Source organism: Idiomarina rhizosphaerae, from assembly GCF_024159085.1.
Classification (GTDB): Bacteria; Pseudomonadota; Gammaproteobacteria; order Enterobacterales; family Alteromonadaceae; genus Idiomarina; species Idiomarina rhizosphaerae.
Genome location: NZ_JAMZDE010000006.1, coordinates 19,102 through 31,938, shown reverse-complemented (window position 1 = coordinate 31,938; position 12,837 = coordinate 19,102). Strand labels below are relative to the sequence as shown.

Annotated in this window: 16 protein-coding genes; 12 read left to right on the top strand and 4 right to left on the bottom strand. The window is 45.7% G+C overall.

All coding sequences use genetic code 11. The features are described 5' to 3' along the window. Positions 1-10 precede the first annotated feature (10 nt). Together NJR55_RS05830 and dnaB are read left to right on the top strand one after the other, a co-directional pair. Positions 11-970: a DUF4097 family beta strand repeat-containing protein gene (locus tag NJR55_RS05830; RefSeq protein ID WP_253618631.1), complete on the top strand. Its 960-nt coding sequence runs from the start codon at positions 11-13 to the stop codon at positions 968-970. A 94-nt stretch (positions 971-1,064) separates the two neighbouring features. Further along, the gene (dnaB, locus tag NJR55_RS05825) at positions 1,065-2,459 is read left to right on the top strand and encodes a replicative DNA helicase (protein WP_253618629.1); all 1,395 of its coding nucleotides are present in this window, start codon (positions 1,065-1,067) and stop codon (positions 2,457-2,459) included. Positions 2,460-2,465: 6 nt separating this feature from the next. On the opposite strand, the gene NJR55_RS05820 is transcribed toward dnaB, so the two are convergent. The 4 genes from NJR55_RS05820 to zur are packed head-to-tail and all read right to left on the bottom strand — an operon-like array spanning position 2,466 to position 6,246. Next, positions 2,466-2,936 carry a chemotaxis protein CheX gene (locus tag NJR55_RS05820; RefSeq protein WP_253618627.1) on the bottom strand — a complete coding sequence of 157 codons (471 nt, stop codon included), beginning with the start codon at positions 2,934-2,936 and terminating at the stop codon, positions 2,466-2,468. Between the two features lie 3 nt (positions 2,937-2,939). After that, positions 2,940-3,446, bottom strand: a complete 507-nt coding sequence (locus NJR55_RS05815; RefSeq protein ID WP_253618625.1) for a DUF6702 family protein — start codon at positions 3,444-3,446, stop codon at positions 2,940-2,942. Beyond that, positions 3,439-5,769: a M1 family metallopeptidase gene (locus tag NJR55_RS05810; protein WP_253618623.1), complete on the bottom strand. Its 2,331-nt coding sequence runs from the start codon at positions 5,767-5,769 to the stop codon at positions 3,439-3,441. The genes NJR55_RS05815 and NJR55_RS05810 overlap by 8 nt, the downstream gene beginning before the upstream one ends. Before the next feature lie 36 nt (positions 5,770-5,805). Beyond that, positions 5,806-6,246, bottom strand: a complete 441-nt coding sequence (gene zur / locus NJR55_RS05805) for a zinc uptake transcriptional repressor Zur (RefSeq protein ID WP_011235157.1) — start codon at positions 6,244-6,246, stop codon at positions 5,806-5,808. 157 nt (positions 6,247-6,403) lie between these two features. On the opposite strand from zur, the gene dusA reads away from it, so the two are divergent. From dusA to rplV, 10 genes are all read left to right on the top strand, one after another. After that, positions 6,404-7,402 (top strand): tRNA dihydrouridine(20/20a) synthase DusA, encoded by a 999-nt coding sequence (gene dusA / locus NJR55_RS05800; protein WP_275978061.1) that lies wholly within the window; start codon positions 6,404-6,406, stop codon positions 7,400-7,402. Positions 7,403-7,574: 172 nt separating this feature from the next. Next, on the top strand, positions 7,575-7,832 hold the full coding sequence (locus NJR55_RS05795) for a hypothetical protein (RefSeq protein WP_253618621.1): 258 nt from the start codon (positions 7,575-7,577) through the stop codon (positions 7,830-7,832). Between the two features lie 174 nt (positions 7,833-8,006). After that, the gene (locus tag NJR55_RS05790) at positions 8,007-9,227 is read left to right on the top strand and encodes a dipeptidase (RefSeq protein ID WP_253619237.1); all 1,221 of its coding nucleotides are present in this window, start codon (positions 8,007-8,009) and stop codon (positions 9,225-9,227) included. Positions 9,228-9,435: 208 nt separating this feature from the next. Then, the gene (gene rpsJ, locus NJR55_RS05785) at positions 9,436-9,747 is read left to right on the top strand and encodes a 30S ribosomal protein S10 (protein ID WP_008488677.1); all 312 of its coding nucleotides are present in this window, start codon (positions 9,436-9,438) and stop codon (positions 9,745-9,747) included. A gap of 38 nt (positions 9,748-9,785) precedes the next feature. Continuing rightward, entirely contained in the window at positions 9,786-10,424 is a 639-nt protein-coding gene (gene rplC, locus NJR55_RS05780) for a 50S ribosomal protein L3 (protein ID WP_011235153.1), read from the top strand. Between the two features lie 18 nt (positions 10,425-10,442). Beyond that, a complete protein-coding gene (gene rplD / locus NJR55_RS05775; RefSeq protein WP_011235152.1) occupies positions 10,443-11,048 on the top strand; it encodes a 50S ribosomal protein L4 in 606 nt (201 codons plus the stop codon). After that, a complete protein-coding gene (rplW, locus tag NJR55_RS05770; RefSeq protein WP_011235151.1) occupies positions 11,045-11,347 on the top strand; it encodes a 50S ribosomal protein L23 in 303 nt (100 codons plus the stop codon). Before rplD ends, rplW begins: the two co-directional genes overlap by 4 nt. Positions 11,348-11,361: 14 nt before the next feature. Continuing rightward, on the top strand, positions 11,362-12,186 hold the full coding sequence (gene rplB, locus NJR55_RS05765; RefSeq protein WP_011235150.1) for a 50S ribosomal protein L2: 825 nt from the start codon (positions 11,362-11,364) through the stop codon (positions 12,184-12,186). A gap of 16 nt (positions 12,187-12,202) precedes the next feature. Further along, positions 12,203-12,481, top strand: a complete 279-nt coding sequence (gene rpsS, locus NJR55_RS05760; RefSeq protein ID WP_011235149.1) for a 30S ribosomal protein S19 — start codon at positions 12,203-12,205, stop codon at positions 12,479-12,481. Between the two features lie 13 nt (positions 12,482-12,494). Further along, entirely contained in the window at positions 12,495-12,827 is a 333-nt protein-coding gene (gene rplV, locus NJR55_RS05755; RefSeq protein ID WP_011235148.1) for a 50S ribosomal protein L22, read from the top strand. Positions 12,828-12,837: the final 10 nt, after the last annotated feature.

The window sequence follows — 12,837 nt, the reverse complement described above, 5'->3', positions numbered from 1 at the left end:
GGAGAAAGAAATGAACAGAATATTATCCTTAGTTGGATTATTACTACTAATTTTGAGTTTCACGGTGCTGGCACAGCAAGAGGTCGATGAAACCTTATCGGTCTCGCCAGGAGCCAGAGTGCTAATCGATAATATGAGAGGCAAAGTAGAACTCATTGTTCACGAGGAAAATGAAATTAGAGTGGTCGGGACACTGGACGAGAAAACAGAGAAGTTTGTTTTCGAGCAACGTGGTAATGGTATTCATATTAATGTTGAAACGCCGCAAGAGCGAGGGTTTAATTTTTCCTCAGATGACGGAGGTTCCGACCTAAAAATTTATCTACCAGCGTCAATGGATATCAAAGTTAATGGTGTGTCCATGGATGTTATTGCAAATGAGTTTAACGGTGGCTTGGAAATTAGACTGGTTAGCGGCGATGTTACAGTCAATAAAATTAAAAACCGTCTGTTATTAAAGACTGTTAGCGGTGACATCGACGCAAAGGATATTGAAGGTGATGTGCGCTTTGAGACGGTAAGCGGCGATATTATGGATATTCGGAATAGTTCTGATGCTGCAACTTATCAATCTGTGAGTGGCGATATTACAAGTCAGTCTGACTCAATTGCTGAGTTTACTGCTCAATCGGTTTCCGGGGATATTGACGCAAAAATTGGAACATTACGTAAAGGGAAAATGACGACCGTAAGTGGCGATGCAATTCTAACTGCAGGCCTGAATGAAAATGCACGACTGGAGGCTAGCTCAGTTAGCGGCGACTTAACCTTTAAGTGGGAGGGCGAGATCCACGCAAACTTCAACTTGAAATCTAACGCCGGTGGTGAAATTACCAATTACTTAACAGAAGATAAAGCGACTGAAGCTGAATGGGGCCCATCATCTAAACTGGAGTTTATGGTAGGAGAAGGCAGTGCGGATGTATCTGCAACAACTGTTAGCGGTGAAATAACACTCGATAAGAATTAAATACTGCGTTAAGCCTTGCTTCGCTTTCTAAATAAGAGGGGATTTTGTATAGTAATCCCCTCTTATTATTACCCTTGGCGAGACAACTATCTACATGGCAGAAAAGTCAAAAAAACGCGACGCTTCAATCGAAGCTCTGCGCTCAGCCCCACATTCTATTGAAGCAGAACAGTCCGTTCTTGGCGGTTTAATGCTGGATAATGATGCCTGGGACAATGTTGCCGGTAGCGTCATCGCTGAAGACTTCTATCATCGTTCGCATAGACTTATATTCAAAGCCATGCATGAGCTTGCTCAACGCAGTCAGCCAATGGATCTGGTGACAGTTTCCGAAAATCTGGAAACGGCTGGAGAGCTGGAGCAAATAGGTGGCTTTGCCTATCTTGGCGAAATTGCGAAAAACACCCCCAGCGCGGCAAATATATTAGCTTATGCGAATATTGTCCGCGAACGAGCGGTGCTAAGGGAAATGATTGGTGCGGCAAATGATATCGCTGAGTCAGGTTACGATACTCAGGGGCGCAGCAGCGCAGAGTTGCTCGACCTGGCGGAATCAAAAGTCTTTCAAATTGCCGAAAAACGTGTCAGTTCCAGCGAAGGGCCTCAAGGCATAAATTTAATTCTGCAGCGCACGGTTAGCCGTATTGAGCAGTTGAGTAAACTGAAAAACAATAACGGTGTGACAGGGGTTTCTACTGGTTTTACCGACCTGGATCAGATGACTGCAGGCCTTCAACCGTCTGACCTGGTCATTGTAGCGGCGCGTCCGTCTATGGGTAAAACAACCTTTGCCATGAACCTGGCAGAGAATATCGCACTGAACGATGACCGTCCGGTATTGGTGTTTAGTTTAGAGATGCCAGCAGAGCAGTTGATGATGCGTATGCTGGCTTCACTTAGCCGGGTCGATCAGAACAAAGTACGTACAGGTAAGCTTGAAGATGACGACTGGGCTCGCATCGCATCTGTCATGAACATGCTCAACGATAAGAATAATATTTATATAGACGACTCGTCTGGCCTAACGCCTACCGAAGTACGCTCCCGTGCTCGCCGGATTCATAGAGAGCACAAGGGAATATCCATGATTATGGTGGATTATTTGCAGCTGATGACGGTTCCGGGCATGTCGGAAAACCGGACGCTGGAAATTGCAGAGATATCTCGTTCTTTGAAGTCGTTAGCGAAAGAGCTGGAAGTGCCTGTGGTGGCGTTGTCTCAGTTAAACCGTTCACTTGAGCAGCGCTCCGATAAAAGACCCGTTAACTCAGACTTGCGTGAGTCTGGCTCTATTGAGCAGGATGCTGATGTTATTATGTTTATTTACCGTGACGAAGTTTACCACCCGGATTCAGCTGAGCAGGGCTTAGCTGAAATCATTATCGGTAAACAGCGTAATGGACCTATTGGTAGAATTGAATTGAAATTCCATGGGCAATTATCGAGATTTGATAACTATGCCCGCCATGCCAGCGACGAGCGTTATTAGTCGTCGCTACTTGATTTTATCGAAGCATATTTCTATGTAAGCTTTGCCGGCAACGTGGTTGAATGGCATGATCAGTTTTGAGCCTTCAGATTTATGCGAAATGGTATGGTCTTTCCCTGAAACCACAATTGGGGTAGCCATATCAAAATCGTAACCTTTTTCACCTAGTGTCTTTTTGGCTCCACCGGTAACCATATTCGTGATTTCGCCGACCATATCACAGACATCTTCGTTAATTGAGTTTGGTAACTCGCCTAACATTTTATTCATGATTTCACAGGCCAGGTTTTCCTCAAATGAAATTGAGAATGAGCCTTTTATCTGTGGGCCGACCATACCGATGATACCGGATACATCGCCCCGCGCGTACTCATCTTTCTTTAGTTGCGCTTTACCGGGCTTCAATTCCATTTGCGCCATCATCGACAAGACATTTTGCAGTGCTTGAAGAAATGGGTTTACGAACTCGGCATTCATTTTCTATTCCTTTATCTCTTGCTGGCACGTAATTGTGTCAGATGTATTTTCAATGGTCAGAATTAGGCTACGATTGCCATTATCATCGACGACATTGATAGTATTTACCTGGGCAGAAAAGCTATCCATTAATAGCTTATTTGAAACATCCCACCCACACAGGTTATCACGCTTCGGTATCTCCTGATAAACCCAAATTTTCTGGTAGTCAGCTTCAAACCCTACCCAGTTTGGCTCAACTTCATTTCCTTGCGAGTTTACCAGTTGAAACTTTTCCGTTACCCAGTCTCTGATATGTTTCTCAGAGCCTTCCTCTTCTAGTCGAAAAGTCTTTCCCAGACGCTTTTTAAGCACTTGTTGCACGTCATGCAAAGTATACTGATGAATAATTTCTATTGCTTGTGTGTTTTTATTCGCACTTATTTCGGTTAACCCAAAAAAATAGCGGTGCGCTGATACGGAAGGTATCAGCGCGAACAAAAAAACAATAGCAGCAACCAGTTTAGTCATCGTTGCCCGACTCCAACTCCTCGTTGAAGTCTTCCATCATGCTCTTATTACGGTCCTCACGCTTAAACAGTTCAATCCGAGATGGTACAGCTCTGGCTGGCCAGTAGTTGTTACTGGTATCAACATCCGCAGTCTCCCAGTTAGGGTCAACAACGACTTGAGTCAAAGTTTTATCACGGATTAATAACTTGCTCACCTTTTCTGGAGAGCGACGCCATACTTCGGCCGGAATACGAACATGTTCTTTACTGCCATCTTCAAACTGAAGATCCAGCAAAATAGGCATAACTAAGCCGCCTTTATTGGCGAAATCAAGTACATAGAAATTGCTGCCATTTTTCAGCATTTCCCGCTGCTCTTCGTTAAGCCCTTCTATCAGCTCTTGATATTTGTTTCGGTCAGCGTTAGTGACAGTGTAGTCGTCGTTCTCATTGTAAAAGTCAGCAAGATCCGGTTGCTGATGAATTTTATAATTAACGTCGGCATTACGCTGAGTTGTCAAAGACTCTGGCTCAGCATTTTCTTGCTGTTTTTGCCATGCTTTTTCGATTTCCGGATCTTGCGTATTAATAGTCAACTGATTGACTTGCTCAAGGGCGATATCGACATGGTCAGTAGAGTAGAACCAGCCTCTCCAGAACCAGTCTAAATCAACGCCGGAAGCATCTTCTATGGTTCTGAATAAGTCCTCTGGTGTAGGACGTTTAAACTTCCAACGCTGCGCATACTGACGGAAAGCGAAATCAAAGAGCTCACGGCCAACGATAGTTTCACGTAATATATTAAGTGCTGTAGCTGGCTTTCCGTAGGCATTATTACCAAATTGCAGAATCGACTCTGAGTTGGTCATAATAGGCATTTGGTTGCTGCTGGCCATGTAACTGGTAATGTTACGCGGTTCACCGCGCCACGACGGATAATCTTTTTCCCATTTTTGTTCAGCCAGGAATTGTAGGTAAGTATTGATACCTTCATCCATCCAGGTCCACTGGCGTTCATCAGAGTTAACTACCATAGGAAAGTAAATGTGGCCAATTTCGTGGATGATTACAGAAATTAGACCGTATTTGGTGCGTTTAGAGTAGTATTTCTCACCTGAATCCTCATCAACGTAAGGGCGTGGACCGTTGAAGGTAATCATAGGGTATTCCATACCACCAACCGGGCCGTTTACCGATATAGCGACAGGGTAAGGATAGTCAAAGCTGTAATCGTTATAGTGCTCAATTGTGTGAATAATAGAGGCGGTTGAGTAGCGCTCCCATAATGGGTTGCCTTCCTCAGGGTAATACGACATAGCCAGCACATCGGTATCGTTCTTTTTGTAACCTTGCGCGTCCCAGATAAATTTGCGCGACGAAGCCCAGGCAAAGTCACGAACTTTATCGGCTTCGAAAATCCAGGTTTTGGTATTACTGGTGCCTTCTTTCTGGTTTTCTAAGGCCTCTTCTTCAGTGACAATTTTTACCGGTTTGTCTGAATTACGGGCTTTTTCCAGGCGTTCACGCTGAGTAGAAGTGAGTACTTCATCGGGATTTTGCAAAACACCGGTAGAAGCTACAATATGATCAGCCGGAACCGTTATCTCTACGCGATAATCACCAAACTCTAAAGCGAACTCTCCGTTGCCAATAAACTGTTTATTCTGCCAACCTTCAGCGTCGTAATATGCGGCCATACGAGGGAACCACTGTGCCATCTCATAAAGGTAGTTTCCGTCGTCTTCAAAGTACTCATAACCGCCGCGGCCACCAAGTACTTCAGCTTCGATAATATTGAACTGCCAGTTGATATTAAAAGTGACACTTTCGCCGCTTTTAAGGGGCTCGTCCAGATCCAGTCTTAGCATAGTGTCATTAACGTAATGTGCTAAAGGCTCACCATCTTCGTTACTGATTTCAGTAAGCTCATAACCAGCCGGAAACTCTTCCTGAGTGAGCATGCTTTCCATTCTGGAAAAGCTAACCCGATCTAAATCTCCAGTAGCCTGGCTTTGTGGTCCTATGGAATCTTTCTTAAAACGGTTCTGATCAAGTTGGACCCATAAATAGCGCAAAGTATCGGGGGAGTTATTGGTGTAAGTTATGGTGCTTTGTGCCGTAATACTCTGATTCTCATCGTCCAGAGCAACCTGAATTTTGTAGTCGGCTTCCTGTTGCCAGTAAGCATGCCCCGGAGCTCCGGACGCGGTACGATAAATGTTCGGGCTACGGAATTTATCATCGTTAAGCTGACGGAATTTATCTTCAAAAGCTTGAGCGGTTGCCGCCTGATTAACGGTTAAACAAACCGCAGCAGTGGCAATAACATGACTGAGCTTCATAGTGTTACCTATTGTTATTATTTAATAGCGCTAATATTAAAGGCATTTGGTGCACAAACCATGTGCTTCTATAGTTTGGCTTTGAACCTTAAAACCTTGATCTTCGGCCTGATGTTTCAATTCGTCATAAACCCCTTCGGACTGAATTTCCTGAACATCGCCGCAGGAACTGCAGATTAACATTTGAACCGGATGTTGATGGTCGAAATGCGAGCAAAGAACAAAACTATTCGACGAAGTGATTTTATGAACGAAGCCTTGTTCTTGTAAAAAGTCTAAAGCGCGGTAGATAGTCGGGGGTTTTGCATTGGGCATAACTTCCCGCAGTTGATCAAGTAAATCATATGCGCCGACGGCTCCTGAATGCTCTGCGAGTATCGCGAAAACTTCGCGGCGGGCATTTGTCAGGCGTGCACCACGTTGTTGGCAGAGCTTTTCAGCTTTTTGTATAAGTCGTTGTGCTTCTTGAGCTTTCATTATTGACTACAATTTATGAGCATTTTAGTCATTGTAGAGAGTTTTAGGGGCAAGGAAAAGGGTTTTACGGAAGAGGCTGCTTACTGGCGTATTCTGAGTTAAAATAGTCTGCTAAATATACTGACTTTGTCAGTTAACTTTTTACCGGGTGGATGTTTTGACCGTACCATATTCTTATAAGCTTTCTGTGGCCCCTATGCTGGACTGGACCGATCGCCACTGTCGGTATTTTCATCGTCTCCTGACCAAAAATACCTTGCTTTATACCGAAATGGTAACAACCGGTGCGATTATTTTTGGCCAGCAGGATTTTCTGTCATTCAACTCAGAGGAACATCCGGTTGCTTTGCAGCTTGGCGGTTCGGAGCCCGCGGCTATGGCCGAATGTGCGCGTTTGGCACAGCAGCGGGGGTACGATGAAGTTAATATTAATGTTGGTTGCCCATCTGATAGAGTGCAAAATGGTAGCTTCGGCGCGTGCTTAATGGCTCAACCCGAGAAGGTTGCAGAATGCGTAAAGGCAATGAAAGCGGTAACTGATATTCCGGTTACAGTCAAAACTCGTCTGGGCATTGATCATCAGGATTCCGATGATTTTCTATATGAACTAACCGATGCCGTTGTTGCCGCCGGTGTCGATCAGCTTACTTTGCATGCGCGCAAAGCCTGGCTGCAAGGCCTTAGTCCGAAAGAAAATCGGGATATTCCTGAATTACAGTATGAGCGAGTTTATAGAGCCCAGAAAAGGTACCCGGATGTACCTATTGCGATTAACGGTGGAATTGTCGAATTGCACGAAGTTAAGCAACATTTAAACCAGGTTCATGGGGTGATGATTGGCAGGGCTGCTTACCAAAATCCCTGGTTACTTACTCAGCTTGACTCTTTGAGTGAAACGGAGTCGACCGAGTTAACCCGTGAGGCTGTGGTTACCGCGATGATACCTTATATTGACAATCATATTCGACGGGGCGGACGAGCCTGGCATGTGGCTCGCCATATGCTGGGACTATTTCAGGGAATGACCGGAGGCAAGCGGTGGCGTCAGTATCTTAGCGTGAAAGGTCCCAGAGCCACCAGCGCCGAGCAATTGCTTTATGGTGCTTTGGCTTTTCGTGATGATCATAGTCAGCATGTGTCGTCATTAACGTCGTAAATTGACTAAAATTTGGTTAAAAACACTAACCCGGGAAACTTTCTTTCTTTCAGTTAAAAATAAAAAACTATTATATAACAACTGGTTAACGATATTTAAAAAGATGGCACAACCTTTGAATTACATAGTGTGACTTAACTAACGCACTGTCATTTATTCAAAGGAGAAAATCATGAAAGCGTTAATCGTAAGTGTTGTCAGTGGTGTTATGTTGTTCAGTGCATCGGTCTCAGCTGCCGATGAGAATAGAGATTCTATCACTGCTGAGCTTCAAGCTCAGATTGCTGAAATGTCTGAAGAAGCGATGCAAAGCGTCAAACAGTCGGTTTCAGAGTCAATTGAAGAGTGGGTTATAGAGTTTATGCCCGACTTAAAACTCGCTGAAACTCAGACTGAAACTTCCGAACAAAAGAATAAGCAGTCTCAGTAAGGAGCCCCCGTGATTTTATTAGATCAATGGTGGCTCATTTGGCTGGCGGCGCCGGTATTAGGAACCTTAATTGTCGGCGCTGTCATAAGTTTCAGCGCATCAGTAATGCGGCACAGCTAGACTTTTGCTACTCTGCGTATATCTCGTATAAAAATAACAAGAGGAATACGTATGATGAAGTCTCTGATAGTCGCTTCTGTGCTGGCAGTTATTACCGGCTGTGCAACAGCAGGACAAGCTGCAACCAACGGCTCTGAACAAGCGGAATACACCGCTAGCGACAAAGCTGAAAAACTGGCGAAGCAGTATTTACTAATAGATACACATATTGATGTACCTTATCGAATTCATGATAAGTGGGAAGATGTAACAGAGGCCACTGCAGAAGGGGATTTTGACTACCCGCGGGCCGTAGAAGGTGGCCTCGATGCCCCGTTTATGTCTATTTATATTCCGGCCTCTTATGAAGAGAGTGGCGGCAGTATTCAGCTGGCTCATGAGCTTATTGACGGTATGGAGGCGCTTGTTGGACGCGCGCCCGATAAGTTCGCGATGGCTTATAGCACTGATGATATCCGCGAAAATAAAGAGCAAGGCTTAATGTCAATTGCTTTGGGTATGGAAAACGGCACTCCTATTGAAGGGGATCTCGACAACCTGCACATGTTCTATGAGCGTGGTATTCGCTACATTACTCTGGCTCACTCATTATCTAATCACATTTCGGACTCTTCTTATGACATTCGACGTCAATGGGATGGCTTAAGCCCATTTGGTAAAGAATTGGTCAAAGAAATGAATAATGTCGGCGTTATGGTCGATGTGTCGCACATTTCCGATGATGCGTTTTACCAGGCGGTTGAGATTAGTGAAGCTCCGGTCATCGCATCGCATTCATCATTGCGTTCTTACACTCCGGGTTTCGAACGTAATATGAGCGATGACATGCTGAAAGCCCTGGCTGAAAATGAGGGCGTTATCCAGATTAACTTTGGGTCGTCGTTTTTGGCCGAGCAGGCAAACCGATACCGCGACATGATGAAGAAACGCATTAGCGCAGTAAAAGAGCAATACGGTGAAGACAGTGAAGAAGCGAAACGTCGCATTAAGGACATTGAAACGAGTAACCCTTATCCGTTCGCTACTTTGGATACTGTGTTAGACCATATTGATCATGTTCGTGACTTAATCGGTGTGGAACACATCGGTATTGGCTCCGACTACGACGGCGTCGGTGATTCCTTACCTGTTGGACTAAAAGACGTATCTACCTATCCAAATCTTGTTCAGGGGTTGATGGACAGAGGGTACTCAGATAAAGAAATTGAAATGATTCTGGGCGGTAATTTAATGCGTGTTTGGGAGCAAGTGGAAGACTACGCCAAAACACATTAAGGCCTTGACACCGGGCCGTGAATCGGTATAATTCGCGGCCACGTCTTTTGAGTTTATCGGCTTTGGCCGTGTGAAAGGCGTTCGACAACAGTCCCGATTGGGGACTGAATGGTTGACGTAGAACATCGCACCCCCGGTATGTGCCAGGGAGGTTGCGATTTTCTGTGCTCTTTTTTAAATGCTCTTTTATTGAGGCTTTGATTTATTTATGGCTAATCAAAGAATTCGGATTCGTTTGAAAGCGTTCGATCACCGTCTGATCGACCAGTCGACTGCAGAGATTGTTGAAACTGCAAAACGCACTGGTGCTCAGGTACGTGGTCCTATCCCACTGCCAACACGGAAAGAACGCTTCACCGTGCTGATTTCTCCACACGTGAATAAAGACGCGCGTGACCAGTACGAAATCCGCACCCACAAGCGTCTGATTGATATCATGGACCCTACTGACAAAACGGTTGACGCGCTTATGCGTTTAGATTTGGCAGCTGGCGTTGATGTACAGATCAGCTTGGGTTAAGTGGGCAGTAATAGGATTACACACGAGAGGTTTTAACAATGGCTATAGGTCTAGTCGGTCGTAAAGTAGGAATGACGCGTGTCTTCCAGGAAGACGGCGCTTCTGTTCCTGTTACTGTGATCGAAGTGCTGGCGAACCGTGTGACTCAGGTTAAATCTGATGACACTGACGGTTACCGTGCCCTTCAAGTAACCACAGGCGAGAAGAAAGCGAGCCGTGTAACCAAGCCTTTAGCAGGTCACTTTGCTAAAGCTGGTACAGAGGCTGGTCGTGGTCTTTGGGAATTCCGCCTGCAAAATGGCGAAGGCGAAGATTACGCAGTGGGTTCTGAACTGACTGTTGATATTTTTGCAGAAGTTAACAAAGTAGACGTTACTGGTACTTCAAAAGGTAAAGGCTTTGCCGGTACTGTGAAGCGCTGGAACTTCAGCATGCAGGACGCTACTCATGGTAACTCATTATCTCACCGTGCACCGGGTTCAATCGGTCAAAACCAGTCGCCTGGTAAAGTATTCAAAGGCAAGAAAATGGCTGGTCAGATGGGTAATGAGCAAGTCACTACGCAATCACTTGAATTAGTTCGGGTTGATGCAGAGCGCAGCTTGTTGTTGATCAAAGGTGCGGTCCCGGGTGCAACCGGAAGTGATGTGATCGTTAAACCAGCGGTCAAGGCATAACGTCTGAGGAGAATAGTGATGGAATTAACATTGAAAGACGCAAAAGGCGCTCTTGAGGTTTCCGAAGCTACCTTTGGACGTGAGTTTAATGAAGCCCTTGTCCATCAAGTAGTTGTAGCTTACGCTGCAGGTGCTCGTCAGGGCACTAAAGCTCAGAAAACTCGTTCTGAAGTAGCCGGTGGTGGTAAGAAGCCTTGGCGTCAAAAAGGTACTGGTCGTGCCCGTGCAGGTACAATCCGTAGTCCTATCTGGCGTTCTGGTGGTGCGACTTTTGCAGCAAAACCGCAGAATCACAGCCAGAAAGTAAACAAAAAAATGTACCGCGGTGCGATTAAAAGCATTTTGTCGGAACTGATTCGTCAGGAACGTTTGATTGTTGTTGAGAAGTTTGGTGTTGATGAACCAAAAACAAAGCAACTGGCAGCGAAACTGAAAGAAATGGATCTGAACGACGTTTTGATCGTGACAAAAGAAGTTGATGAGAACCTGTTCTTAGCTTCTCGCAACTTGCATAAAGTCGACGTGCGTGATGTTCAGGGTATTGACCCTGTCAGTCTGATTGCTTTCGAGAAAGTGCTGATGACTGCTGACGCCGTCAAGCAGCTTGAGGAGGTGTTATCATGATGCGCGAAGAACGTTTGCTTAAAGTGATTTTAGCACCTCACGTTTCGGAAAAATCGACTAACACTGCTGAAAATAACAACACGGTTGTTTTTAAAGTAGCTGTTGATGCGACTAAAACCGAAATCAAAGCGGCTGTCGAAAAATTGTTTGAAGTTGAAGTCAAAAACGTACGTACAGTTAACGTGAAGGGTAAAACCAAGCGTACTGGTTCTCGCTTCGGGAAACGCAGTGACTGGAAGAAAGCGTATGTTGCCTTGAATGAAGGTGCTGACATTGACTTCTCAGGCGGCGCTGAGTAACAGGAGGAATAAACATGGCTGTAGTTAAGAGTAAGCCTACGTCTCCGGGTCAACGCCACGTCGTTAAAGTCGTCGGTCAGGACCTGTACAAAGGCAAGCCTTACGCACCGTTGCTGGAAAAAAACAGCAAGTCTGGTGGTCGTAACAATAACGGTCGTATCACGGTTCGTCACATTGGCGGTGGTCATAAACACCACTACCGTGTAATCGACTTTAAACGTAATAAAGATGGTATCCCTGCAAAGGTTGAGCGTATTGAATACGATCCTAACCGTTCAGCGAATATCGCTTTAGTTTTGTATGCTGACGGTGAACGCCGTTACATTCTGGCTCCGAAAAACCTTTCAGTAGGCGATCGTATCCAGTCTGGTGTTGATGCACCAATCAAGCCTGGTAACAGCCTGCCAATGCGCAACATCCCAGTGGGTAGTGTTGTTCACGCGGTCGAGTTACAGCCAGGTAAAGGCGCACAGATGGCTCGTTCAGCGGGTGCTTATTGCCAGATTCTTGCGCGTGACGGTGCTTATGTTACTGTCCGTTTACGTTCAGGTGAGATGCGTCGCGTTCAGTCTGAAGGTCGTGCAACTATCGGTGAAGTAGGCAACGCAGAACACATGCTGCGTCAATTGGGTAAAGCCGGTGCAAACCGCTGGCGTGGTATTCGTCCAACCGTTCGTGGTGTGGCGATGAACCCAGTTGATCACCCTCACGGTGGTGGTGAAGGCCGTACCTCTGGTGGACGTCATCCTGTGACTCCATGGGGCACGCCGACCAAGGGCTACAAAACCCGTAAAAACAAGCGTACCGATAAGTTCATCGTACGCCGTCGCAACAAATAAGAGTTGAGGATAAAACATGCCACGTTCTCTTAAAAAAGGTCCATTTATTGACCTTCACCTGCTAAATAAGGTGGAGAAAGCGTTGGAAGCCGGGGAAAAGAAGCCAATTAAAACTTGGTCCCGTCGTTCAATGATCATCCCAGATATGATCGGCCTGACAATCGCTGTTCACAACGGTCGTCAGCACGTTCCTGTCTACGTGACAGATGAAATGATCGGTCATAAATTAGGCGAATTCGCGCCAACCCGTACTTATCGCGGCCATGCTGCTGATAAGAAAGCGAAGAAACGGTAAGAGGTAGAGAGTGATGGAAGCAATTGCTAAACACCAATTTGCCCGCGTTTCAGCGCAGAAGGGCCGTTTGGTCGCAGACCAAATCCGTGGACTTCCAGTAGAAAAAGCACTGGATATCCTCGCATACAGCCCCAAAGCAGCTGCTGGCTTAATCAAGAAAGTTCTTGAGTCAGCAATCGCGAACGCGGAACATAACGAAGGTGCGGATATTGATGAGCTTAAAGTAAGCCGAGTCTTCTTAGACGAAGGTCCTACTATGAAGCGCATCAAGCCACGGGCGAAAGGCCGTGCCGATCGTATCTTTAAGCGCACCAGCCACATTACTGTGGTCGTGTCAGATAGCTAGGAGATAAATT